Raw genomic sequence first — 24,203 nt, forward strand, 5'->3', positions numbered from 1 at the left:
AAACTATAGTTTTTCGATACTTTTGGTAAGGTTTTCCGCAATTATAAGATGATCGATATCTGTATATTTGGCACCAATCAATAATTGGGAAATAACATTTTTTGTATACCTGGTATGTTTAATTGGGTCAAAAAGATATGTGTTATTTATAAATAAGTTAACCACTATTATAAAAAGTATGAGACCACCAAGATGGCAAAGAGATGAAATTATACTTGCGCTTGATTTGTATCGCAGTATTGAACCAAAGGAAATGGAAAGTAAGAGTCCCAAAGTTATTGAATTATCTGAGATTCTAAATAAACTTCCAATTCATAAAGAAAGAAAAGAAGATATTAAGTTTAGGAATCCAAATGGTGTTGGATTAAAGCTCAGTAATTTTAAGGCTATTGATCCTGATTTTAATGGAAAAGGAATGTCAAGTTATAGTAAAAGAGATAGAGAAATATTCTTTGAGTTTAAAGGGAAAAATGATGAACTTAAATCTATCGCGAATCAAATAAAAAGCACTGTTTCTAATGAAAGTATAAACGAAAAACTTTATGAATTATCAGATGATCAAGATTATACTGCTAAAGAAGGAAAAGTAATTTATAAACTACATAAACTAAGAGAAAGAAATTTTGGACTAAATCAAAGAAAGAAAGATCAATATTTTGAAAAGTATGGTAAATTGGATTGCGAGGTTTGTGGATTTGACTTTTATGAAACTTATGGGGAATTAGGAAAGGGATTTATTGAGTCACATCACAGAATACCCTTATCTGAAATAAATGGTGAAACAAAAACTAAATTAAAAGATTTGGCACTTGTGTGTTCAAATTGTCATAGAATGTTACACAGAACAATTGATACTTTAAGTATTGATGAATTGAAAATGAAAATAGGTAACACCGTTTAAATTCGCCGTCGAAATTTGTTTGCGAACGAACATTCTCTAGTATCCTGAATGCGTTTGAATTTGCTAATTTTGACGCTTAAATACTATTGAATTTAAAAGTAAACTGGTTATCTGATAACTTAAAAATGAATATTGAAAAAAAGAGGAGAAATTCTTTAATCAATGAAGAAAACATTAGAGATGAATAATTGTCCAAGAGAATATGATTGATGTGGAAAGCAACTTATATTACACATTTAATTGTTAAGGTAATAACCCACAAATTTATGATTAACAGTTGAATTTTAAATCCTAATAAGAACTAAATTTATTTAAAGATTAAGAAGAGTTTTTTTATGTGCTAGTTCAGCTTAAAAGATTGTGTTTGAACTAGCAACTAACATGTTATGAGTTTGTTAAGTTGGTGTTTAGGAGCTTAGAAATAAGAGTTAGAAAGAAATATTAAGCCTTTTTTAAGATCTGATGTTAAACAATTAAAAACTGGAGAATTTGCGAAGTACATTCAATACCAATTTTCTGAAAATTATAATGAATTTGAAAAAATTGAAAATTAGTACAATTGCTTATACCGATCATTTTGCCTAAAATGTAAATAGCCAAGCGGATGGGGCTAAGTGCTTAGTTAAGGAGGTCTTTTATTGTATTTATGAGGGAACTCCAGAAAGAAGTCCCGTACTGTGTTTATGGTACCCAAAAATTGTTAAACGATCTTATACGTATTCGTTGGGAAGAAGTGTTTATGACTCATAAAACTGTTTTACGTGGCTACCCAAGAAATTTTATAGGGATAAGTTCTATATTTGTGAATGTATAACCGTAGTTATACCTTAAAAAAAAATTGATGACAAAAAAAGTAATTTGCGTTTGGATTGGAACTTTTGAATCAGAAGATAAACTGTATGAAGACTATCTAAATATTGACTATGAGAACGACGACAATTCTGAATCTAAATTCGCAAAAGATGCGGGGATAGGGGATTACGATGAGGATTTTATGGAGAGTTGGTGGTTTGATAACTTGGAATTAAATAAACTGATTGAATATAAAGAAGACCTACTCGACGCTGAGTACTTTTTCGATGAACTTATAGCGGAATTAAAAAATAGAGACTTAACAAAGCGAAATACAATTTCATTCTTATTTGGAGAAAAAGGAGCGTACCCAACAAACGAAATGTTGTTTGAATATAATGGAGCGAAAGTGAGTAACAAACCCATTGAATTTGTTTTTCGAAAAGAGTATGAACCGAAATAAGGTTGGTTAGCAAGATGCTTGATTAATTGCCCGTTGTGGGGCTACTCAGAATTTCCGACGAAAATTATTCAGGCTAGTTCACTTTTAGTAAATTAGTTTCGCGAATATACAACTAGCAGGACACAAAACTGTTAAGTTGGTATGTAGGAACTGAAAAATAAGAATAGGAAAGAAAACAAATTGGAACTGTTTTTTGCTTTCTCAAAAGCATTGGTACTCCGAGCGTATTTCAGTGAAAAATTAAGGTGTACATTCAAGAAAAGTTGGTTGTATTCGTCTTATCGGGTGATATATTAGTACCAACGGATACAACTGATGTTGGTTTTACAATTAATTGATAATTATATTTTGAAAAAGAAATTTAGAATAGTAAACTCTAAAAATTGGCAAAAATTTGGACTTGAGTTTTTGTCAATCTTTATTGCTGTAATTTCGGCTTTTAGCTTAAATAGCTGGAATGAAAATAGGATAAGCACACACTCTGAACTCAAAATCCTCTCTGAGATAAAAAACAGTTTAAAAATTGATGAACACGATTTTAAACAAAATATTCAGGGAAACACGTTGAGTTTAAAAGCAGATGCTATGTTTAGAGACTTGCTAAAGGGAAAAGAAATTAACCAAGATTCAGTAGCTTTTTATTACACAGCACTTTTTAGAGATTATATTCCGATTGTAAACCGGTCGGCCTATGAATCATTAAAAGCAAACAACCTAAAAACAATTGAAAATGATTCGCTGCGCATACAAATTATCTCACTCTATGATTACTATTACACGATAATTGAAAGTTTGGAGTTTGAAGTACCAGAAATGAACTCCTACTCAAATTATTTTGCTAGAATTAATCAATTTATTTATCCGTTTATGGAATTTGATGCTAACGATGATTTAAAAGGAATACATGGAATTAGCACATTGTCTGTAGCTGAAAAACAAGAAATTCTGAGCTTCTTATGGCGGATTCGAAATAATCGGAAATTTAAACTTGGCAGGTATCGGTTGATTTTAAAGGAAATGGAAAAACTTGAATTGAACATCGAAAAGGAACTACTAAAGTAGTCAATACTGACAAATAGGTATCATAAACTTTGTGGAACCCTGAAAAATAGAATTATGACACAAACAACACTACATAAAAAAACTATATATCGATTTTCAGGTGGTACTTATAAGAATCTTCCACAACTAATAGTAATCGTTCTTTCAATTGTTTCCTTAGCGGTATTTCAAGACTTTTTAGAGTCCCAAAGAAATGGTTATTCATTTTATCTTAGTGAATCTATTTTATTTAAAACAGTTTGGTTTCTTTTTATTCCACAGTTAGCGCTCATAAAAAGAATCTTGAGTAATCAAAAAATTGACTCCTTTAGTAAAAAGGTATCTTTAATAGTACTATCCATTGCAATACACTTGATAGTTCTTACGTTGGTGTTTTCATTGTGTTCAATTATTTTCTTTAATGGTAGCTATAGCATTTACAAGATAGTAAGCTACACACTGGCAAACGATTTTTACAAACTTGTCATAGTTTACGCTGCTTTTGTTTTTATTCACAAGTACCTGTCAAATAAAATTCCTGAAAAAGTAACGTTAAACAATAAGATAGGTACCCAAAAAATAGTCATTGCCAATGGAAAAAAAAGAACAATTTTAGAAGTTAACGACATTTATAGAATTACTGCGGAAACACCTTATATTTCAATCCAACTTGAGGATAAGAAATATCTTCATACAGAAACACTGAAATCAATTTCAACCCAGTTGGATAACAGCATGTTTGTTAGAGTACATAGATCTACCATCGTGAATATGGACAAAGTGGTTTCGTTAAAATCCCGACTAAATGGTGATTACGATATCTTGTTAAAAAATGGTATTGAATTAAGATTGAGCAGAACTTATGCTGCCAATTTTAAGAGTATGTTTAAAAACACTCATCAGGTTAGCACATAAACTCCACGTCTTGAAACATGTAATTTCTTTTTGAGTATATCCAACATTAGTTTTGATTCAAAACAATTAATTATGGATTTAAAAAAAATGCAATTTCAATTTTTAAAGAAACTATGCTATCTCATCTTCTTGGTTACTCTGGTAGGGAATTTCACAAGCTGCAAAGGACAAACCAATACTATTTCACAGACAAAAGTATTTGCTAAAAAGAAAAAACTTGTTGGAGGTGGCTGTGATGGTTGCGAATTAATGTATGTGGGGATGCCGAAAAACATTACCGCAAGAGACACAAGTGCTGGTTGGACTGAAAAAGGTCAGAAACTCCTCGTAACGGGTACAGTTTATAAACTCGGGGGTAAAATTCCTGCACCAAACGTAATTATCTATTATTGGCAAACCGACAACAACGGGTATTATTCTCCAAAGGTAGGAATGGATGAAAGAGCAAAAAGACATGGACATATTCGAGGTTGGGTAAAAACTGATGAAAACGGAAACTATTCAATTTATACAATTCGTCCAAGTCCTTATCCCAATCGAGATGCACCTGCTCATATTCATATAGCGATCAAAGAACCGAATATTGATGACGAATATTACATCGATAGCTTTGTTTTTTCGGATGACAGATTGTTAACAAGGAAAAAAAGAGAACAATTTAAAAATCGAGGCGGAAGTGGAATTTTGAGGGTTTTAATAGATGGAGCTATGCAAATCGCAGAACACAATATTGTCTTAGGACTTAATATTCCTAATTACCCAAAGGATAATTCGAATAAACTGAAATCAGGACTTGAAATCGGTGAAGAAATCCCTTCTTTTTCTCCATACCATGCATTTGGACCAGACAAAGGAACTACAACTTGCCCGGTATGTAAATACGGTAGATTTCAAGGAATATTGTATTTTGTAGGCAATAAGCCTAATTGGGATAAAATTAAAAAATGGTTATTTTTCTTAGAATCGGAAAGTGTACGTAGAAGTTATTATTTGAAAGTCTATTTTGTATATGGCAATAGCGTTGATTATAGCAAAAGGAATAGAAAAAAAGTGCTGGAAGAACTCGGGAATGAACTACAATTAGAACATACTGCATTGACATTTGTTCCATCATTTCATGACATAGAGAGTGAAATAAAATTAAACAGGATCAATCAAGAAGTAAAAAATACATTTATTATTTACAGGCATAGAACAATGGTTGATAAATTTGTCGACCTAGAACCAATTGAAGAAAATTACAAACGCATTTCTAAAACCTTAGACAATACGAAAAGTAAATATTTTAACCTTCCTGAACCGAAATACCATTAAAGAAGGGGAGTACATAAAAAGATTGATAGCAAATAGTGTTTTGACTACTCATTCGATCTGTTTCTTGTATCATGTATTATATACTAAGAATGGTAAAATCAGTACTCGTTACAGCGGATGTACAACACCATATCGAAAGATACTACGTTTTACAAAACACCTTGTTTAAGGTGTTTTTTCATTCTCTATATTAGATAATTGTTATTAAAATATAACAGAACAAATGATAATAATGATGAACAACAGTAAAAAAATCTTCCAACCATTTTTAGTGGTTGAAAGAAAATCTATAACCAACTCTAGTAACCATTCCATGATTTTATAAATAAAGTGTGGTTAAAAAATAAAAGCGTAGGAGCTAAAAAAATCTTTTTCATAGATGTAAAAATAATTAAAATGAATGAATTAAAATAGTAAGTTTTTAAAACCTCTAAAAACTGAAAAAGAACAATTTCGTTAAATTATATCCATATTTTTATAGTGGAATTTCGTTTTAATTTCATGAACAGAGAAGGGAAATAAAATAGAATGCACTACTTTTATGGAATGAATACTCCCATCCAAACGCTGGCCACCTTTTTTGAAACTGAATATCCTTTGAATAAGCATGGGTTAGAAGCGTTATTCGCACTTTTTGAATCCAAAACTGTAAAAAAAGGGACATCTTTGCTAACGGTAGGGAAGGAAGAACAACATCTTCGCTTTTTGTACCAAGGGCAGGTTCGTGAATACTACAGTACCTCCGAAAAAGAAACCAATATTAATTTCTATACCCGGCCCCAGTTCATTTCAGATCTGACTTCTTTTACTTTAGATACCCCTACAATTAAACAACAGGAAGCCCTTTCTGATATCCAATATTTAGTGGTCGGTAAAGCAGATTTCCGAAAATTGCTCGCAAAATACCAATGTGGTAATTCATTTATTGAGCTGTCATTTCAAAAACTCCTGAAGCAGAAAGAGCTCTTGGAGTACAATCGCGTTACAAAATCACCTGAAGATCTGTACAAAGAACTAATGATGTATAAAACTCATTGGTTAGAAACCATACCACAGTATCACATAGCTTCGTATTTAAATATTACACCAGAAACATTGAGCAGAATACGAAAACGGATTTCTTGATTTGAATCAATGCAGGTGTTGCGCAGAGTTTTGAATTTTGTGTTTTAATAGTTAAACACATGAAAATACAACATTTTAGAAACGCAACCATGGTAGTGGAATTTGAAGATATCGTATTATTAATTGATCCTATGTTGGGAGCTAAGGGCAGTTTGCCACCCTTTTCTTTTTTTCGTTTTCGGGCAAAACGAAATCCTATAGTAGCGCTCCCTGAGATTTGTAATGATACTTTAAACAGAGTTACACATTGTCTTATTACACATTTGCATCCAGATCATTTAGATGCTCAAGGAGAAACCTTTATACGTGATAAGCAGATTCCTGTGATTTGTAGTGTTAAGGATGAAAAAGAACTGAAAAAAAGAGGATTGCAGGTGTTTACTACAGTCCGTTACTGGGAAAAGACAGCATTGTTATCGGGGACTGTTGAAGGTATTCCTGCTCGTCATGGATATGGCTTTGTAGCCAAACCTGCAGGAAATGTAATGGGGTTCTTTCTTCGTTTTCCAGGCCAGCCAACAGTATATTTGAGTTCGGATACCATTTATACCGAGGATGTAGATAAAGTTCTTACTTCCTACCGTCCTGATATTAGCGTAGTAGCCGCAGGTTCCGCACAATTTGATATTTTTAAGCCACTTTTAATGACGACTGATGATGTACTCCGTTTTATAAGGGTTGCTCCTGGCATGGTGATCGCAAATCATATGGAGGCCGTGAATCACTGCCCTACTAAAAGAACTGATTTAAGTGCAATGATTACCAGTAAAGGAATGGCACACAAGGTTTGGATTCCAGAAGATGGAGCGATGAGAGAGTTTTGATAGGAAACCGAATACATTACTTATTTATAGTAAGAAGTTGAAAGTTAGTACGACGACTCTGTTGGAGTACTAACTTATTTTTTTTAGTAAGGCCACCAAATCAACTTCGGGCGACAGTTTCATTTTTTTTCGAAGCCTACTTCTGCTAATGTATACCGACCGAACTTCGATTCCTTGAATCATGGCAATTTCTTTCGAGGTAAAATCCAGTTTAATCAACGAACACAACTTTAATTCATTTTTAGAAAGTTTCGGATATTTTTCTAATAGATTGTCATAAAACTCATTATTTAGTACATCTATCTTTTGTTGGTAGGCAACTCGGTTGTTTTCTATAGAAGTTTTTGTTTTTATTTCATTGATGAGTTCGTTGTAATATTTATTTTTGGTTTGCCCTTTGGCACCTTGTATTTTCTTTAAATTTTGAATCAAATAGTCTCGCCATTTTATGTTTTCCGTGATAGAATTGGCGAGATCAACAAGATCCTTTTGCTTGTTGGCTATTTTGGATTCTAGAAGTTGGTTTTCTAGTTGGATTTTTTCTTTTTCTCGTTTATTGTTAATCCGTTGTTCTCGGATTTTAACAATGCTAATCACACTGGTGCCCATGAGCAGTAGATATAGGCCGTATGCCCAGTAGGTTTGATACCACGGAGGTCGAATGTTGATAGCTAAACTCGTGAAATGTTCATTCCACAATCCATCGCTATTTGCTGTTTTTAATTTTAAATGATAGACGCCAGGAGCAATATTCAGATAATTGGCTCGATTGTCGGTGGTGGTATGGACCCAAGGCTGTTCAGAACCTTCTAAATAGTAACTAAAAGTATTTTTGAAAGGAGCAGTATATTCAGTGGCAGCAAAGGAAAAACTCAGACTGTTTTCACGGTATTCGAGCTGCAAGTTTTGCAGGTATTCAGGAGCGATACTGTCGTGTAATTTGATATTGTTGATGGCTATATCAGTTATCATAGCTTTGGGGAGCGTAGTATTGTCTTTTACGTCTTTTGGATGAAAACTATTCAGCCCGTTCGTTCCACCAAAATATAGTTGCCCTTTTTTATTTTGTGCATAGGCAAAAGTATTGAATTCATTGCCTTGTAATCCGTCGTTTTTGGTAAAATGTTTATACTGTTGTGTTACCTTGTCATACCTAATAAGTCCGTTGTTACTACTGAGCCACAAGAAATTTTCTGTATCCTCAAGGATGCCGTAAATCGTAGCATCTGGAAATTCAGGGGTAGTGTTTATTTTGGTAAAACTCTCTTTTTCTGTATCAAAATTGTACAATCCTCCTCCCTTAGTACCAATCCAGAGCTGAGTAGGTGAGTTCGTATCGCGATGAATGGCACTAATTTTATTGTTGGTGAGTACCGTATTTTTTCGAGTATATACTTTATGGGTGAATGTTTGCTGGTTTCTTTGAATGGCTAGCAGACCTTGGTCAGCGCCCAGCCAAATTGTCGATGGAGAACTTAGAGTTAAACAAAGCCAGTCGTAGGCCAAACCGTGGTCGTATTGAATCCATTTTTTTTGGAGCATATTTATCACAATGATCTTTGTCCCAAGGGCAAGAACGAGTTCTTGGTGGTCAGGTGTAAAAGCGAACAATCGTATGTGGTACTGAAAATCTATCGGAATCTTTAAAAACGGGGTAAACCCAGTAGCAGATTCTCTGTATAATTCAATTAGGGTAGGCGTGATGGTCGCTGACCATAATTCGTTATTTGTTGTGTTTTGAAGAAAGAGGAGTTCCCGATGATTTTTAGCAAAGGATTTGATTTTTTGAACTTCTCTTTTATTATTTCCAGGAACAATGAGTTTGGATTCGTTCATTGGATTGTAAATAAAAACGGTCCCTGATTGCGAAACAAAAGGCTTAGCATAGATAGAAACACCTTCAAAATGATGCTGAATAGCCATTTTTCGCTGGTTTAGTTTCATGATGCCATAACCTGTCGTTCCAATCCAAATATTTCCTGAGTTATCTTCCAGTACATTGTAAAATCCTGTTTTTGGGGTAAGGATGGAATGCTCTGCTTGTTGAGGTTGAAATTGGCCAGTTTGCACCGAAGTAATATCGAACAATAGGTAACGATCATTGGTGCTAAGCAAGAGCTTTTTAGCTTTAGGGAGTCCAAGGGCATTGTTGATTTTATAGGGAATTGGAATTTTTTGCCATCGAGATGCTTTCCACAGGTAAATAGCGGAATCTGTATAAGCAATAATACAATTTTCAAGAACCGCATAGCCTATTTTCATTTCTGACGGAATGGGATATTCGAACAATGGTGGTAGCGCTTGAAATTGCTCATTAGATACATTGAACAATTGCAATTCTTTATGATCACCTACTTGTCGGAAGAGCACCATAGTATTTTTAAAAGGCCTAAGTTTGAAATAAGGATTAACAGAAGCTCCTATAAGTTTCTCAATAGAAAAACTGCTAATAGCATTCTCACCTATTAAATTGCCTTTTTGTGTTAAGCTAAGTTTATGAAGTCCTAAAGCGGTGTCAGCCACCCAAAAGGTGGTGTCGTCTACTTTAAAGATATCTCCAATTCCAAACTTTAACTTAAAAGGGTAAAATGAGTCGTATTTTGGCAGGTAAAGATATAGGTCGCCTTCCGTTCCAATCAATAAAAAATCGGTACTTCCGGTAATACTTCGTATTTGTTCGTTTTGAAGGTTGGTAATATCAATATTAGAATCTCGAAAATGCTTAAAATGCCTTCCATCGTATCGGTTGAGGCCAGCTTTAGTTCCAAACCACAAAAAGCCATTAGCATCTTGGTGCATTGCGGAAATGAATCCTTGCGACAGGCCATTCTCAATGGTGAGCCATTCAGGAGTAATCGATTTCTGTGCCCAAACATTAGTGCATAGCAGTATGAGTAAAAAGCAGCCAAAAAAAGAATGGGAATTCTTGATATTTATATGGAAATTATATGACATAAAGCATCATAAATTAGTAAATCAAAGGGATGCAAAGATACTACCTTTGTGTAAGTTACTACTTTTTTTGCAGCCCAGAAAATGAAATTTACGGTTGCTGTTGTTTTAGGTTAATGTGTTGTTTTTCTAGGTGTTGTGTATGGGTTGTATATGTAATGTATACAGTGTTTATTTGTCGAGATAAACGAGCTTAACTAACTTTGATTTGTGAATTGTAAATGCGAGTTTATACTAATGGCATTTAGAATCATAAGGGAGATTTAAACGAAAGAAACCAGCCTTACTACGGGCTGGTTTTTTAGTGTTCTGATTACACATGAGTAAAAACTTTCGATGCTATTTTCCAAGAACCCCCAAAGTGCACTAGATGAAGTACATCATAATAATTGTATTCATAGAGTGGTACCTGTACAGTTGCGGTCGCAATGTTTTTTGTGACGGAAATAGTGTGCGTTTGCATAGAAAATTGTTGTTGTTGAGCTTTGGGACTAGTTCTTTTTCGCACATCTTCTAGGTAGTCTTTAAATGACTTATGGTATAGGGTTCCCTTTTTATCTCCCATAATGAAAGGATTTGCAATAAATACCGATTGGAGACTTTTAGTATTTCCTTCGTGTAATGCTAAGAAGTAATTGTTGAGAACTTCTTGAATTTCGTTGATAGAATTTTTCATAAAGGTAGTTCAGAGGTTAAGCTAGCGTTGTATCCCCAATTATCAAGAGGTATTTCTTCGATGACGATGTGAGTGGTTTTGGGATCTTTTTTCAGTGTTTCGGTCAGTAAATCTGTCACCCCTTTTACAAGAACGGATTTCTGTTGCTTAGTGACGTTTGTGTCGGTAATTTTGATAGTTACAAATGGCATATCGATTTAGAATTTTAAATTAAGCTTAAACTTGCCTGGCCCCAGTATTGCAATACTTAGGAAGCCAGTTAAATAGAGTACCTGTAACTCTACAGCCCATCCTCCAAAAGCATTTAGCTCAGTGAGTTCCTGACTGTGAGAAATAAGGATGGCCAGAATTAGGTTTATTACAATAATCATTGCTGCAAAACGAGCTTTGATACCAGAAAGAACAGCAATTGGAGCTATGATTTCCGATATAAATACGAGGTAAGCCAAACTACCAGGAAGTGAAATGGAAGCGAGTGCCGATTTGATAAAGTTGTAATCACTGGTAAAATTTGCAAAGCCATGAAATAGCAGTAGTGCACTGAATATGGTGCGAATTAGTAATATCCCTGAAGATATTCTGATAGTTTCTTTCATAAATAATTGGTTTAGATTCAGAAACAAAATTCCTCAATCTCCAATCAAACTGCCTTGACCAATCGCACTAAAAATATGTGAGTTAAATCACGTATGAATTATTTATGTTTTTGTTGAAGTCTGCTCAAGGTTTCTCTTGAAACTCCGAGATAGGCCGCTATTAATTTTTTGGATACGCGCTGAAAAAGTGAAGGATATTGTTGCAGAAGCTGATAGTATCGTTCTTCGGTGCTGTCTTTAAGTAAAGACAGAATTCTATTTTGTAAAGCAATTCTCCCAAACTTGCTTTTTTTTGCCCAAAAGCGTTCCATTTTATGAGATGTTCTAGTGAGTTGTTCTCTATCCTCTCGAGTTATATAATACAACTCAACATCTTCGACACAATCGATGTATAGTTTGGATGGTGTCTGCTTTATAAATGATTCATAGTCGGTAATCCACCAATTTTCCATGGCAAATGACAAGATATGCTCTTTCCCGTTGAGGTCGTAAAAGCAACTTTTTACACAGCCCTTGATTACCCAGTATTCACGTGAAGCAATTTCGTCTTCTTGTAATAAGTATTGATGTTTCCTTTTCTTAGTATGGGTAAAGAAGCTAGCGATATAGTCGAATTCAGTATCAGTTAAGGCAATGATTTCTTCGAGATGTGCTCGTAGCGGATGAGATGACTTATTTACAGGCATTAGGTATGGTGCTTTTTTAGTTAGTGATTGAGTGTAAATCTTTGATATGGAGGTGTTATTGCATAAGGCGTGACTTCTAGTTATTGCTTGGTAGCTTGAAGTTTTTGGCTGTTAAGGGCTAAAAACAAGAGGAAGTCGTGGCTTCTCGGTTCAATAAGCATGTATTGTGTCTTGTATGCAAATCGGAGTTTAAATATAAACATAGGTGGATTTTAGTAGGCAGTGTTACAGTCCTTCATTAGTTTTTACGGTGAAGTATAGTAGGTTAAGGGGAACGATGTAATAACACTATGAGGTATTTCACGTAAATTAGGTTACATTCCTAGTAAGGGCAGTTGTTTTACTTTGTGATACCGAAGGGTAGTACGGATACAGTATTTGGCAATTTCTTCAGGAAAGGGTTCATCTAATTTAAAAATAATGGCACGTGTTCCTTCGTAGTGCAGACGGTTACCAAATACCGATTTAAAAGTAGGAATAAGTTTGCTCGTACATTGGAAATAGAGTTGGTATTGGTCGGGAAATTTCTCCTTCCAATCCATACGAAGAGTGCTCCCTATGGGCGTTATAAAACTCGGCTCTCCCCATTTTAGTGTTTCTTGTAATTCAACTACATCCTCTAATTCGATGGCTGTTTGTACAATGAGTTCACGTAACGACTGCAGTTGCGGTTGTACAAAAGTCGGATAGCGTTCAAAAGTAATGATTACTCGTGGATCGGTAATTATTTTTAATTGGTTCATGAGAACTGCGTTTACTGTTGTAAGATACTTAGAAAGGAATTTATTTCCTATAATGGGGTGCCCAGAATTAAGAGGGTAGTGTTAACTTGTTCACAAGGTGTTTTCCACCACCAGTAGTTAGCTTCTGGCCCGAAGGAAGGCTCACAAGTTATACATTGTCCGTAAATTGCGAAAGAGGCAAGTAAAAATCCTGAGCCCATGGCCATGCGCTTAAGCTGGCGGAAGTGCTCTCTTTTTATTAAAAGTTTAGATATATGCCTAAGGATTAAAAATATGAGTAACCAAAAAAGAGTATTCATAAGGAGTCCAAGAATACTGTAATGAAAAGTCATAGAACTGCCAAGTGAAAATTTTTTGCTTACGAATGGAGCTCCGAAATGAACAGGTGTTTCAGGTTCACAGTTATAACTGGAAGAAAACCCCACCAAAGGTTCAAGAGCAAAACCGTATGCTATAATAATTAGTAAAAGAAATTTTAAAGAGGTGTATCCCCATCGAATACCAACAGCTTTCATTAGCAACTACTTTATTTTGTTTGCCAAATCTTTGTATTGGGTTGCTCCCTTATAGGTGCTGATGAACTTGGTAAAGACCTTTTTTTGAGGGTCACTATAAGCCATTGCTCTTGTGTGAAAAATATACAAATAGTTATCTATCTGACAAAGGTAAGGTTTGGTGTTGAAGTAAATTATTTTACTGGCTGGGTATAATTGTTGGAGAGCTTTTTGGGCTTGCGTTGATGTAGCGAATTCCCATTGTTCAATAACACCGTCAGGCATAGAATATTCAGCGTCCTTTTCTTTGTAAAAATAGGCCCAGATACTGCGAACTTCACGAAACATTTTTAAATCTAACGTTCGTTCCTCCTTTTTAAGTAACTCAAAAAATCGACCTTGTCCGATGTCACTTTGCTTATAATTGACTTTATAAAAAGGGATTTCTTTACTACTGTAAGCAACTTCTCCTTGAACTAAGGCCGGGTATAAGTTAAGACGTTTTAATCTTTTGTGGTCTGAAACCCAATTCATGAAGTTGAGGGTGTCTGCAAAAGCTTCTAAACGTTTTTTATAGGGTACAATCTCTTTTTTAGATTGTTTTTGTATGATTGAAGTGTTACTAATTGTGTTTGGCTCTTTTTGGGCCGTTTTTTCAGCAGGAGCTTTGGTGCATGAGACAAGAACAATCAAGAATAACGCGGATAGTTTTAGCTTTTCAAACATGGATTTTTTTTTGAAAGGTACAAAAAAAATGCATATGAATTAGTAATTATGACCTATAATTAGTACATTTGACCTAAATTCAATTTTTTATGAAAACTGTCAGAGAACCTGTTACATCTTTTGATGAAATGAAAGACCTATTAGAAAATTTAGAATATGCGGATACCTATGCTACAACCAATAGGGAAAATTCTTTAGAAGAAGTTGCAAATTTGATATTTTCCTACGCACCACTGTGGATTAGATCCTTGCTCAAAGTACGGAATTTTATGGTTCGATTGGCTGGTTTGAAGGCAGTTGTTCCCGAAGGAGATGCACCAAAATTGAAGGAGGGTGGATATGTGGGGTTATTCAAGGTATTTTGCTTGAATACTGATGAGATTGTGTTAGGCTTGGACGATAAACACCTAAATTTTAGGGTACGGATTTGGGATAATACTGCAGAGAAGTACAATATTAAAGTAACTACCTTAGTGGCCTATAACAATTGGTTTGGTAGGGCGTATATGACATTGATAAAACCTTTTCATCACCTTGTGGTTCGACGCATGGTTGGACAGGCCTACGTATCTTCCTAGCACTATTGGTCGTAAGTCGTAGCAACTATTTGTAATCCGTATTTTTTTAATAGTTCTTTGTCGATAGTAGTGTTTTTGGACTCAATTTTGAGAATAACACTGTTTAAACTGTTTCGGTTTTGGTTTACCGAATTGATTTGGGTGTTTTTTAATGAAAAACTGTTATCGGAAGTTAGAGGAATGTCAAATCGTTTAGAAAAGGTTTGTAGGAAGTCTTTTGTTGCAGAAATTTCCAATATATCAATTCCTTGCACTCCATTAGGATGTTCATCTGCAAAGGGTTCTGGTAATCGCTCTGGTAAATACTCCGACATAACAAAGGGGAGTTCTAATTCTTTAAAAGCAAATAATTTCCAAGTTAGTTTTTGGCCAAGGTGGTTTTTTCTACGCATCGTTAGAATCTTGGACTTATTTGTTACGCTCTCATAAAATTCTTCAAAAGGATCTGCCAACAAAGCTTAGTCAATAAAAAGGTTGTTGGTCGTCGCGTATTTTCCAAAACGTTTGAACAAAGGGCCGAGTTTACTTAAAATCCCTAGCTTAGCGAGCCATCGATACAAGTATGGAAATTTCGTTGGATCCACAAGTTCTATAAAAGTCTCATCTGAAAAATAGATCATTGCATGATGACAATGCTTTTTTGAGTTTCCTGGGTAGGTGTTAAATCCCATAGTTTTAAAATCCATGATGGCTTGGTTTAAGTTGGCCACACGAATAAGCACGTGATCGAGTTTCATCATTTTTAGGTGTTTATTTGCTAAATGTAGCAAACCAATAATCTAATTACGAGCAAGTGTTTCGTATTAACATCAAATTGTAATTGTTTTTTGTACGTTGCATAAAGTTTTTGATGTTATGTTGTCTTGTAAATAACAAGTCATGATTATGCAGTGACTTTCCAGCATGAAATCTGATGAATAACCTATGTTTTAATGAGCTAATAGTTCTTTTTAGTTTTTCAAAATACCGTATTTTTGAATCTCATGCTCGGTCATCCAATGCATCGACATAGCCGGTGCCGCGTTGATGGTGAAATAATAAAATTCTTCGGCTTTTTTTTGTGTAAACCCAATGTATACGTAATAATTGATATATGGAAGGTGATTGCTATGACCTACGGCATAGTCCGTCGCCGTTGCATGTCCGTTTGCCCATGAGTGTACACCAATACGTGTTTGACTCCCTTTTGTTCTTTTGGCTCCAGCTAAGAAGAAATCTACACCTCCCGAAGCAATGGTTCCGTTTGATACCAGATGAATAGAGAGTTTTTTGTCATAGATGAGCTTAGCCAGTTGTAGGTTTATAATGTCGTCAGAAGAGCCATCACAATTTCTTAGATCAATGTGTTTAATTTTTGGAAAGGCCCTGACCAAAGCGTTGAAATTCTGTAAAGAGGAGCTGTTAATAGTCCCATCCATGATTACTGTGGTATTGTTTTGTTGTACTCTAAAAATTCCAAACTGACGCTGGGTGGTAGTAGGCCGAGTATCCATCTGAGAATCATTGCAAGAGAAAAACATCGGAATTAAGAGTAAAAGAAATAAAAAACTGTTTTGATATTTCATAAGTTAAGCTTTTAAAATAAAAAAACTTCAGCAATTATCGTTACCGATAACAACTGAAGTATACATGTGTAATATAGTTAGGAGCTATTCTTCCAATTGCTTCTTCAGTGATGAAGAATAGCATAAGTCTTTATTTTAATAACTCATTTTTTTTAGGATTAGTATGGAATATGAAAAAAAATGTCAAGCTCTGAATTCAGAAGGTTTTATTTGTTGACTTTCGGAAAAGGCAATTGGAAAATAAAGAGTTTAGAGGTTTAATTAGCTCGAGAAAAGGTGAAAAATAGTATGCAAGAAGTATAAAGAGTAGGCAATGTAGTATTGTAGGGTATTTATTGAAGTCGTAATTAAAAAAAGGTATTCTCGGATGAATACGAGCTGTTTAATAAGAGAGGTATGATAAACGCAGCACGAATACTTAAAAGTCAGCCTACAAGCTGTGCAGACTGACTTCAAAGAACAATTTTTTTAACAATATGATGGTCCTGGATAATTACACCTTACATATCGCCCAGTATTGGGGCAATATACTTGTCCGTTTGGTTCACATTCATAAGGTTGTGAACTAGCAGTTCCTCCAGTAATTTTTTTTTGTTCTTCTTTGGTAATTGCAAATTTTTTAAGCATAATGTTTGATAATTTATTTTCAACAATATATTAAAAAACAATTAATTTTTTGATTATTAATGTTTAAAAGTTACTGGTATTGATGTGGTTACCCTTGCTTTGATCATGGTTGTACATTTTGAATTCATAAATTTGAATGATTTAAAACAGGATTATTGGAGGGAATTACGAGTGGCATCAATTGATGTCCTTCTGTTTTTCAGAATTGCATTAATTTTTGGTTGTAGGATCCAGATGCCCACGGGAAAAAACCAGAGTAAAAGAAACTCTCCAAGATAGTCAGAAAAGGTTACTTTACGATTTAACTCAATAGTTTTTATAGATTTTGCTAGGGCATAGAAAGTGTAACATTGACAAAATACAGCGAGTAAATGTAAAGGGATCATTAGGAAAAAGATTCCTAATGTAGTAGCGATGTTTTCAGCTGTTATGGGATTTATTTGGATATGTCTTGTAAGAAATGAGAATAGAAGCATGTAGAGACAAACATAAACAATAAGGTAACTTAAAGCCATTTTGGATCGCTTGAATGAAGGCTTGAATTCGGGACTCAAGACTTCAGTTGCTAGATGTAGAGAATACCAATGCCAAGCAATTTGAATTAGAATAAAGGGTAATATCAATAAAGGTAAATAGGAAAAATATTCAAAAATAGAGTTAACGTTGGTAATCGTATGCTGGGTGATAGTTGGAATTAAAATGGCCATAGCTCCTAACATTAAGAGTGCTGGAGCGATAAATAGTAGTACAAATAGTTGCCAATGTTTAGCATTCAAAAGTAAAGATTTCATAAGCGTATTTTTAGTTTATAGTTCATTGTCAATTAATCTTATAGCGATTTTTAGTTCATGAGGAATGTGTTGTTTTTTTAACTCTTTCATTTTTGAAGAAAAACTAGGGGATGAATCACACCAGCTTTTAGTTTCACTGAGGCATAGAATATTGTCACCATTGATCAGTTCGTTCATTTGTTCCTCAGTCAGTTCAAGAATTTTCAACAAGTGGGCTTTGTAGTTTTCTGTGAAAGGAATTTCTAAGGAAAAGTACTCCTCTTGATTTTGAATTTTTAATTCAAAAAGGTGTATCCAGTCGACGCCAGGGGAGGAGCCCATTTGTTCCATGTGTTCTGTAGTCTTTGAAATCATCATAGGGCCAGCACCTACCCAACCACCGCGTTTGACGGGTGACAGATATATATCTGACTTTTGACACCAATGCATGGTATAGCAAAGGTTGTGTTCTTGAATAGTTTCTATCAATCCCACAAGTTCATAGGGACTACTATTTGTTTGGTATTGTGTAGCGAAATAGTCATTGACCCGTGCTAGTAGTTTGGTTTTTTCTGAAAGCGATAGATCACAGGAGAAACGTTTTGAATCCGGATTGTTTAGATATGATATAAGTGATGTTATTCGATTTTTCTCATATTCGTTTATGCTCTGTTGTTGGATATATGTTAATAGCGGGGTAGTATCGGTTTGTTTTGATAGTGAGTGTATTAGGCTCACCAATTGATCAGTCCACGAAAGCACTTTTGTATATGTTTCTTTTTGGGAGCTCCATTGCTTGTCCAGATTAGTGTAGGGGGCAGTGTTATAATTGTTTGATATCCATTTGAGGATACGCTTACAACATTGCATTGAAAGTTGCGTATCATCGTGTTTTTTTAGATGTAGGGTGTCATTAATGAGTTCAACTCCAAGTGGCCATGATATTTTAGATTGGTTAAGTTGAACAAGGAGTGTATCAATAAAGCTTTCAATCTTGTCAACGGGAATATTTGGTTCTATTTCTGGAAGGTATTTATGTAGTTGGATAAGAACTTCTTTGAGTTTATCTTTTCTTTTGATGGTCAGTAGCTCTCTTTTTTTTGGAGGCTGTTCCTTTGGAGGTGGGTTTTTTTGACGATCAAAATAATCACCTAAGATTTCGGCAAAACCTTTTGCGCTTTTACTACCAAGACGACTACCTTTTTTAAAATAGTGAAGGGCATCATCATAATTCAATTGTAAAAATTCCAGATAACCACGATAAAAATTCCAATCACCATCATCTGTCCCTTTTTTTGCTATGGTGTTTAGGCTGCTTAATCCATTCTGATAGTCTTTAAGGTGGATATAAGATTTTGCTAGGACAAGGACAACTTGATAAGATTGTAAATTTTTCGGAAGATCAATAATTTGTTCAATGACGGTTGAGTAATTCTCGTTTTCATAGAGTTTTTTAAGCGATACATTCAAGCTCATATAAGATAAATATATGGTTTTGTAGAAGCTGCAATATAAAAAAATGTTTTACTTTCCCGTTGTATGAGTTATTGGTCAGTCAAAATCAAAGAGAGATGAGTCCCTATAGGTTGGTAATTATAGGAACTCATCCGAAGAAAGAAAAAGAAAGTGAATTAAGGATTACACATAGAATATTATCAATTTTTATACAGCCCGCTGAGTAAATATTTATCCCGTTGTTGCGGAATATAGTATTGAATTAACTGCAATTCTTTTTATTGGTTGCACCGTTATTGATGGGGTTAAGAAAAACATAATCAAGATCTTTTGTAGGTTCCAAGAGTTTGGATTATGGTTCTTGTTTTGTGTCAGTATTCTTAAAATGTACACTGTTTCATTGGAAACGAGGTAGTGGATTGAAAAATTGAATTTCGTAAAATGTACGATTCTAACTTCTTTGTAGTATACTTGAAATAAATATGGATTCTTTCTTAAGTATTTCAACAAAGTCGCTAATTCATCTCAAAATGCTCTTTCCTTGATTAGAGATTCAAAATAATAAAAGGCCAACACCAAATCTTTTTCTGCTACAGGGGAAATTTTAATTAGAAAGGCCATACTTTTCTAGAATTTCTTCAATTTCTCTGAACCCATCATCCTCTTTTGCTCTATGTACAAGAGGGGTTATCATATCGATGTATGATTTATCAATAGTAGTTTCTGTTGATGAATTTTTGGCTGTTAAGTTTGCTTTAGGGGTGTTTGATAGTTTTCTTTTAAATTTCATAATTGTAATTTTTTAAATTAATAGAATTGTATTTGTTGCTTCACTCAATTTTAACTAGGAAGGTAGTAATAGTCAAGTAATGTTATGAATGTGTTTTTTCAAGATATTTTTTATTCAACGTCAATTTCACTGGTTCTTTTACCGTTTCACCAATCGGTTTAGGGTGTTTTAGAAATCCCTTAGTCACTATGGTATGTGAAATTGTTATAGGTATTCAAGTGAAATTACTTGCTGTACCGTTATTTTGTTAAAGTCATTCTTATACTGTTTCGAATGCCTTTCATTAAAATTTATTCTCCATTTATTAATGGAGCTGACAGGATGGAAGTTTGTAGCTTCCTCTAAAAGCTCTTTTATTTTTGAGTAATTCAGATTATACTTTTCAAAGATTCACTTCCAATTAGTGCCCTTTAAAATACTCTCCATATTTTGAATTAATTTTCTCTGAAAATGCCTTTTCCAAAATATGCTAACATTCAATAAATATCTACTTGAAGTTTGTCAAACCAACATGTACCTCTGCCTAGAATATGCCAATATCCAAAAGAAGTCTACTTAATGTTTGTCAACTAAATATGAACTTCTTCTAAAAATATGCACACAATCAGTATGTTGTTATTCAAAATTCACTTATTGAATACGTACACCTCCTCAAATTGTCTTTCCTCAAAAGTTCCTTCCTTAAAATTGTCTCTTCTCAAATTGTCTCTTCCTCAAAATCGTCTCTTCCTCAAAATTGTCTCCTCTCAAATTCTCTCTTCTCAAATGTCGTCTCCTCAAATCGTCTCTTCCTCAAAATTGTCTCTTCTCAAATGTCGTCTCCTCAAAAGTTCCTTCCTCAAATTGCCTCTTCTCAAATGTTGTCTCCTCAAAGTTTCCGTCTTAAATTGTCGCTCTTCACACTGTCATTCCTCAAAATTGCCTCTTCTCAAATTGCGTTTCCTCAATGTCCCCCTCCTCAATTGTCCCCCTCTTAAATAACACCTTCTCAAATAAATGGTCCCTCCTCAAATAAATCGTTCCTCCTCATAGTGACCTTCTTTAATAGCATATCTGTAGCGCATAATAAAGGTACTAAAGATGTTTACCGTTGCCATACATAATTATTTTTACGGTTGCATTCGATGAAAAGACGGGGAGTATTTGTAATACAAGTTATTTTCATTTTAATATAAATGTACCAATCACCTTTTTTGTTGGGGATCGGTGAAAATTTCAAGAACTACTTTGAAGGGGGATTTTTACCGATACTCTGATATATGTTATACCTCAAGGTAAGGACTTCATATCCCCAGAGAGAAAATTTCTGATGTGCTATGATCTCATCATGGAGAGCTTCCATAATCAATTCATCCTTAAAACTTGGAATGTACTTTGCCCAATAGTTACCTTGGGCATCTTGTAATGTAAAATAGAATCCAGGATCTCCGAACTTGTTGCCTTTTGCAGTAAGAATGAACTTACCTTGATCGGTAACTTTTGGACTTAACAAAACCGTAGCATTTCCATTGGGTAGAGGGAATACTGCCTGAATACTAGTCCGACCAGATTTAAGTCTGCAACTACTGTAAATACCAGCATATACAATGGTTTTCTTTGGGCCAAGAGTTCGAAACCAGAATACTCGTTCAAGGCTATTTGTTTCCTTGTTATGCAAATGTATGATTTCGTTATTCAGGACATCTGTGCTTTTGGAGTAGGAATAGGGGATGTTGAGTTGTTGGATTCTATTGCTAAACAAGGTCTTCACTAAAAAATTAAAAGGAATAAACCAGGGAGACCAATGAACGCTCAAATCAAGTTCAAAAGAGGCGGTTTTCTCATAAAAATCACGAATGATTTTTGGGAGTTTTGTCAGTTGTTCCTCGTCTAATTGCAAATTGGAAAAGTCAGTAATTAGCCCTTGATGCTTGGAGGTAGGACTTATGTTAAGTCCCTCTTTGTCGCAGAGAGCCTGAATATAATCTCTTCCGGTTACTTTGGGTTTCCCCATGGGGGTTTTCAGCCAAGGGGTTTGCTCAGGTACAAACTTGGTTCCACTCCAAACAACCCATTGTTGAGTACACCAATCTAAGATATTTTGAAAGGGTTTCGCAAAAGTAAAAATCATGAATCGCTATAAGATTAAATAGAGAAAAAATGTTTTCCATTCCACGTTCCATGCTCTGATATTGGGACAAACCGCAATGTGGTAAACTCGTCATAAAAATTCTTACGGCGACGTTCTTTCATGGCATCGGCATGTCTTTTAGGGGCGTCAACAGCGTTCTTTCCATGCACCATATTCAACATATCATCGAGTGATTTCCAAACTGAAAAGGTCGCGATGGTTTTTGGTAATCTAATTGCTGCAATAGCTAGGGGAGCAGTCTGGTCGTCTCGAACAAGTTTTTCTGCGGGCCTTCCCCAATGCAAAAATCGCGGTAATTGAAATAGGCTCATTCGGGCTAGAGTAAGAGCAACAATAGGATCTTGAGAACTGTATGACTGTTGTTCGGTATCCAGATTTTGATAAGGATAGCAAGATCCCCATTGACGAACCAGCGCAAGCCTAACGTACCACCCTTCAGATAATAGTTTCCCAAAAGAGTGATTTTCCAAAAAATCATCGATTGCTTCGCTGTTTTCCCAAGCTATAAATACGACGAGTTGTTGAAGCAATATTCGTTGAAAGGAAAATAAAGGAGCCCCTAAGGTCATTCCTCTCATACATTCAATATTCAGCATTCCTCTGATATCAATTGGATTCGGAGGGGACCAAAGTGATTTAAAAGCAGTGAACTTTGACGTTTTTACCAAATGAACGGTATAGGTTTTCATAGTCTTAATTTTTGTGAAACTCACCTAGCTACCAACAAACTCTACAATTGATTGGATGACGCTTATGTGAATTTAGGATATAAACAATTTTTTACGGAAGGTATAAAATTTTCATACATATGACGGTTGGTTATTGGGGGAGTTGTATTTAATGAACTAGCGATTATCGTTTTCCACGTAAAACCACGGAATATGAAGAAATCCTTGTTTCAACGTGAGTATTATACTATCGTTCACTGAAACCTGTTCGTAATACTTTTTTGAAATATCGATGCTTCGATCGAAACCTTCTGGCCCCCAATTACTAGTTTTGATATTATAACTCGTGGTCTTACCGCTGCTTTTCCATTTATCCATAACTTTTGCCTGGTAGGATTTTGGGCGGCTCGTATCGAATATGCAATTTAAAACACAAAGAAACGTATAGCTATAAGCCATAAAAAAGAGGCTGATAAAAAGCGAGCTAAACCCTCTTTTCCACGATGTAAATTGCAATTCTTTAGTTGCTCTTGCAACCAATAGGGTACAAAGTACACCCAGAGCAATTACAGGTAACCACATATTGGAAAAATCATATATAGAAACGCTAAACATCACTACTAATAATGGTCCAAAGATGGCCATGGTCATTCCTAGATTTATATTCGGTAAACTACTTTTTTCCTCATCCATAACTCTTATCAGTCCTCGATAATACAGCATAAGTCCTATACCGAAAAGGGGTAAGCAGGTGAAAATACAGAGGCGGATAGAAACTGGTAGAGGTAAAAAAACGACTCCGAAAAAGCCTAAAGTACCAAGGATATTAAAGGCTCTACTAGCAAATTTTGCCTGTTTTAAGCGTTTCTTACGCTCGTTTTTAGTTGTTCCTAAACGGGAGTCTTTTAAAACATTTTTTAATTCTATTCGCTGTTGCTGATGTTCTAAATCTGGTACTTTTGTTGTGATCCAGTTTTCTATTTCATGAATATTACCATAGAACAAGCTAATTTTGATCTTTTTAAGCAGTCTTGTTTTGGGGTATACAACAAGGTAATTTTGATCTTTTTTATAGCCCGCAATTTCTTGACTGTGTAAGGTGCGATTTGCTAGAACACTTTTTATACTTAGGCTGGTTTCTGTGAGGATAATCCTCGAGTTTTTAGTATCGATAAGGGCGATGATCATTACGGTGAGTAGGCCTAAAGCAAGGGGGCTAGTGAAGTAAGCAATATTGATATTCATGTCTTCATCGATAAAGGGTATGACAAGGAGAGCAATGCTCAATGCACTCATCAATACACAAGCGATATAGGTGAATATTGCCAGCCCTTTCGGTATTTTATATTCTTTTTTCATGGGTAGGTAGTA

Annotated in this window: 25 protein-coding genes; 8 read left to right on the forward strand and 17 right to left on the reverse strand. The window is 34.8% G+C overall.

Annotated features, from left to right (window positions below; translation table 11 throughout):
- Positions 1–178 precede the first annotated feature (178 nt).
- From ACKTS5_RS08075 to ACKTS5_RS08105, 7 genes are all read left to right on the forward strand, one after another.
- Complete coding sequence (locus ACKTS5_RS08075) at positions 179–901, forward strand: HNH endonuclease (protein ID WP_408043355.1); 723 nt, start codon at positions 179–181, stop codon at positions 899–901.
- Between the two features lie 841 nt (positions 902–1,742).
- Positions 1,743–2,156, forward strand: a complete 414-nt coding sequence (locus tag ACKTS5_RS08080; RefSeq protein WP_408043356.1) for an immunity 22 family protein — start codon at positions 1,743–1,745, stop codon at positions 2,154–2,156.
- Between the two features lie 348 nt (positions 2,157–2,504).
- Entirely contained in the window at positions 2,505–3,218 is a 714-nt protein-coding gene (locus ACKTS5_RS08085) for a DUF6090 family protein (RefSeq protein ID WP_408043357.1), read from the forward strand.
- A gap of 54 nt (positions 3,219–3,272) precedes the next feature.
- Positions 3,273–4,112, forward strand: coding sequence for a LytR/AlgR family response regulator transcription factor (locus tag ACKTS5_RS08090; RefSeq protein ID WP_408043358.1), 840 nt, complete (start codon positions 3,273–3,275; stop codon positions 4,110–4,112).
- Positions 4,113–4,184: 72 nt separating this feature from the next.
- Positions 4,185–5,426 (forward strand): dioxygenase family protein, encoded by a 1,242-nt coding sequence (locus ACKTS5_RS08095; RefSeq protein WP_408043359.1) that lies wholly within the window; start codon positions 4,185–4,187, stop codon positions 5,424–5,426.
- Positions 5,427–5,954: 528 nt separating this feature from the next.
- Positions 5,955–6,551: a Crp/Fnr family transcriptional regulator gene (locus ACKTS5_RS08100; protein ID WP_408043360.1), complete on the forward strand. Its 597-nt coding sequence runs from the start codon at positions 5,955–5,957 to the stop codon at positions 6,549–6,551.
- A gap of 59 nt (positions 6,552–6,610) precedes the next feature.
- On the forward strand, positions 6,611–7,375 hold the full coding sequence (locus ACKTS5_RS08105; RefSeq protein ID WP_408043361.1) for an MBL fold metallo-hydrolase: 765 nt from the start codon (positions 6,611–6,613) through the stop codon (positions 7,373–7,375).
- A 69-nt stretch (positions 7,376–7,444) separates the two neighbouring features.
- Here the strand turns inward: ACKTS5_RS08105 and ACKTS5_RS08110 are convergent, their stop codons facing one another.
- From ACKTS5_RS08110 to ACKTS5_RS08145, 8 genes are all read right to left on the reverse strand, one after another.
- On the reverse strand, positions 7,445–10,330 hold the full coding sequence (locus ACKTS5_RS08110; RefSeq protein WP_408043362.1) for a ligand-binding sensor domain-containing protein: 2,886 nt from the start codon (positions 10,328–10,330) through the stop codon (positions 7,445–7,447).
- A 310-nt stretch (positions 10,331–10,640) separates the two neighbouring features.
- Positions 10,641–11,003, reverse strand: coding sequence for a nuclear transport factor 2 family protein (locus ACKTS5_RS08115; RefSeq protein WP_408043363.1), 363 nt, complete (start codon positions 11,001–11,003; stop codon positions 10,641–10,643).
- Positions 11,000–11,194: a tautomerase family protein gene (locus tag ACKTS5_RS08120; protein ID WP_408043364.1), complete on the reverse strand. Its 195-nt coding sequence runs from the start codon at positions 11,192–11,194 to the stop codon at positions 11,000–11,002. The genes ACKTS5_RS08115 and ACKTS5_RS08120 overlap by 4 nt, the downstream gene beginning before the upstream one ends.
- 6 nt (positions 11,195–11,200) lie before the next feature.
- Complete coding sequence (locus ACKTS5_RS08125) at positions 11,201–11,599, reverse strand: DoxX family protein (RefSeq protein ID WP_408043365.1); 399 nt, start codon at positions 11,597–11,599, stop codon at positions 11,201–11,203.
- 98 nt (positions 11,600–11,697) lie between these two features.
- A complete protein-coding gene (locus ACKTS5_RS08130) occupies positions 11,698–12,285 on the reverse strand; it encodes a Crp/Fnr family transcriptional regulator (RefSeq protein WP_408043366.1) in 588 nt (195 codons plus the stop codon).
- A gap of 314 nt (positions 12,286–12,599) precedes the next feature.
- Entirely contained in the window at positions 12,600–13,028 is a 429-nt protein-coding gene (locus ACKTS5_RS08135) for a DUF1801 domain-containing protein (protein ID WP_408043367.1), read from the reverse strand.
- 47 nt (positions 13,029–13,075) lie between these two features.
- Positions 13,076–13,543, reverse strand: coding sequence for a hypothetical protein (locus ACKTS5_RS08140; RefSeq protein WP_408043368.1), 468 nt, complete (start codon positions 13,541–13,543; stop codon positions 13,076–13,078).
- 6 nt (positions 13,544–13,549) lie between these two features.
- Positions 13,550–14,248 (reverse strand): hypothetical protein, encoded by a 699-nt coding sequence (locus tag ACKTS5_RS08145; protein ID WP_408043369.1) that lies wholly within the window; start codon positions 14,246–14,248, stop codon positions 13,550–13,552.
- 89 nt (positions 14,249–14,337) lie between these two features.
- Here ACKTS5_RS08145 and ACKTS5_RS08150 point away from each other — a divergent pair, with 89 nt between their 5' ends.
- Positions 14,338–14,826, forward strand: a complete 489-nt coding sequence (locus ACKTS5_RS08150) for a DUF2867 domain-containing protein (RefSeq protein WP_408043370.1) — start codon at positions 14,338–14,340, stop codon at positions 14,824–14,826.
- A 2-nt stretch (positions 14,827–14,828) separates the two neighbouring features.
- Here ACKTS5_RS08150 and ACKTS5_RS08155 read toward each other — a convergent pair whose 3' ends face one another.
- The 9 genes from ACKTS5_RS08155 to ACKTS5_RS08195 all read right to left on the reverse strand — a co-directional run bounded on the left by ACKTS5_RS08155 (position 14,829) and on the right by ACKTS5_RS08195 (position 24,191).
- The gene (locus ACKTS5_RS08155; RefSeq protein WP_408043371.1) at positions 14,829–15,218 is read right to left on the reverse strand and encodes a hypothetical protein; all 390 of its coding nucleotides are present in this window, start codon (positions 15,216–15,218) and stop codon (positions 14,829–14,831) included.
- A 66-nt stretch (positions 15,219–15,284) separates the two neighbouring features.
- Positions 15,285–15,566, reverse strand: a complete 282-nt coding sequence (locus ACKTS5_RS08160) for a VOC family protein (protein ID WP_408043372.1) — start codon at positions 15,564–15,566, stop codon at positions 15,285–15,287.
- A 210-nt stretch (positions 15,567–15,776) separates the two neighbouring features.
- Positions 15,777–16,391 carry a hypothetical protein gene (locus tag ACKTS5_RS08165; RefSeq protein ID WP_408043373.1) on the reverse strand — a complete coding sequence of 205 codons (615 nt, stop codon included), beginning with the start codon at positions 16,389–16,391 and terminating at the stop codon, positions 15,777–15,779.
- 779 nt (positions 16,392–17,170) lie between these two features.
- Complete coding sequence (locus ACKTS5_RS08170) at positions 17,171–17,809, reverse strand: hypothetical protein (RefSeq protein WP_408043374.1); 639 nt, start codon at positions 17,807–17,809, stop codon at positions 17,171–17,173.
- A gap of 15 nt (positions 17,810–17,824) precedes the next feature.
- The gene (locus ACKTS5_RS08175) at positions 17,825–19,264 is read right to left on the reverse strand and encodes a hypothetical protein (RefSeq protein WP_408043375.1); all 1,440 of its coding nucleotides are present in this window, start codon (positions 19,262–19,264) and stop codon (positions 17,825–17,827) included.
- Positions 19,265–19,847: 583 nt separating this feature from the next.
- Positions 19,848–20,033, reverse strand: coding sequence for a hypothetical protein (locus ACKTS5_RS08180; protein WP_408043376.1), 186 nt, complete (start codon positions 20,031–20,033; stop codon positions 19,848–19,850).
- Between the two features lie 1,222 nt (positions 20,034–21,255).
- Complete coding sequence (locus ACKTS5_RS08185) at positions 21,256–22,143, reverse strand: hypothetical protein (protein ID WP_408043377.1); 888 nt, start codon at positions 22,141–22,143, stop codon at positions 21,256–21,258.
- Positions 22,144–22,157: 14 nt separating this feature from the next.
- Entirely contained in the window at positions 22,158–22,853 is a 696-nt protein-coding gene (locus tag ACKTS5_RS08190) for a hypothetical protein (RefSeq protein ID WP_408043378.1), read from the reverse strand.
- Positions 22,854–23,009: 156 nt separating this feature from the next.
- Positions 23,010–24,191, reverse strand: a complete 1,182-nt coding sequence (locus ACKTS5_RS08195) for a hypothetical protein (protein WP_408043379.1) — start codon at positions 24,189–24,191, stop codon at positions 23,010–23,012.
- Positions 24,192–24,203 lie beyond the last annotated feature (12 nt).

Origin of the sequence: Tenacibaculum litopenaei, from assembly GCF_964514025.1 — a bacterium.
Classification (GTDB): Bacteria; Bacteroidota; Bacteroidia; order Flavobacteriales; family Flavobacteriaceae; genus Polaribacter; species Polaribacter litopenaei.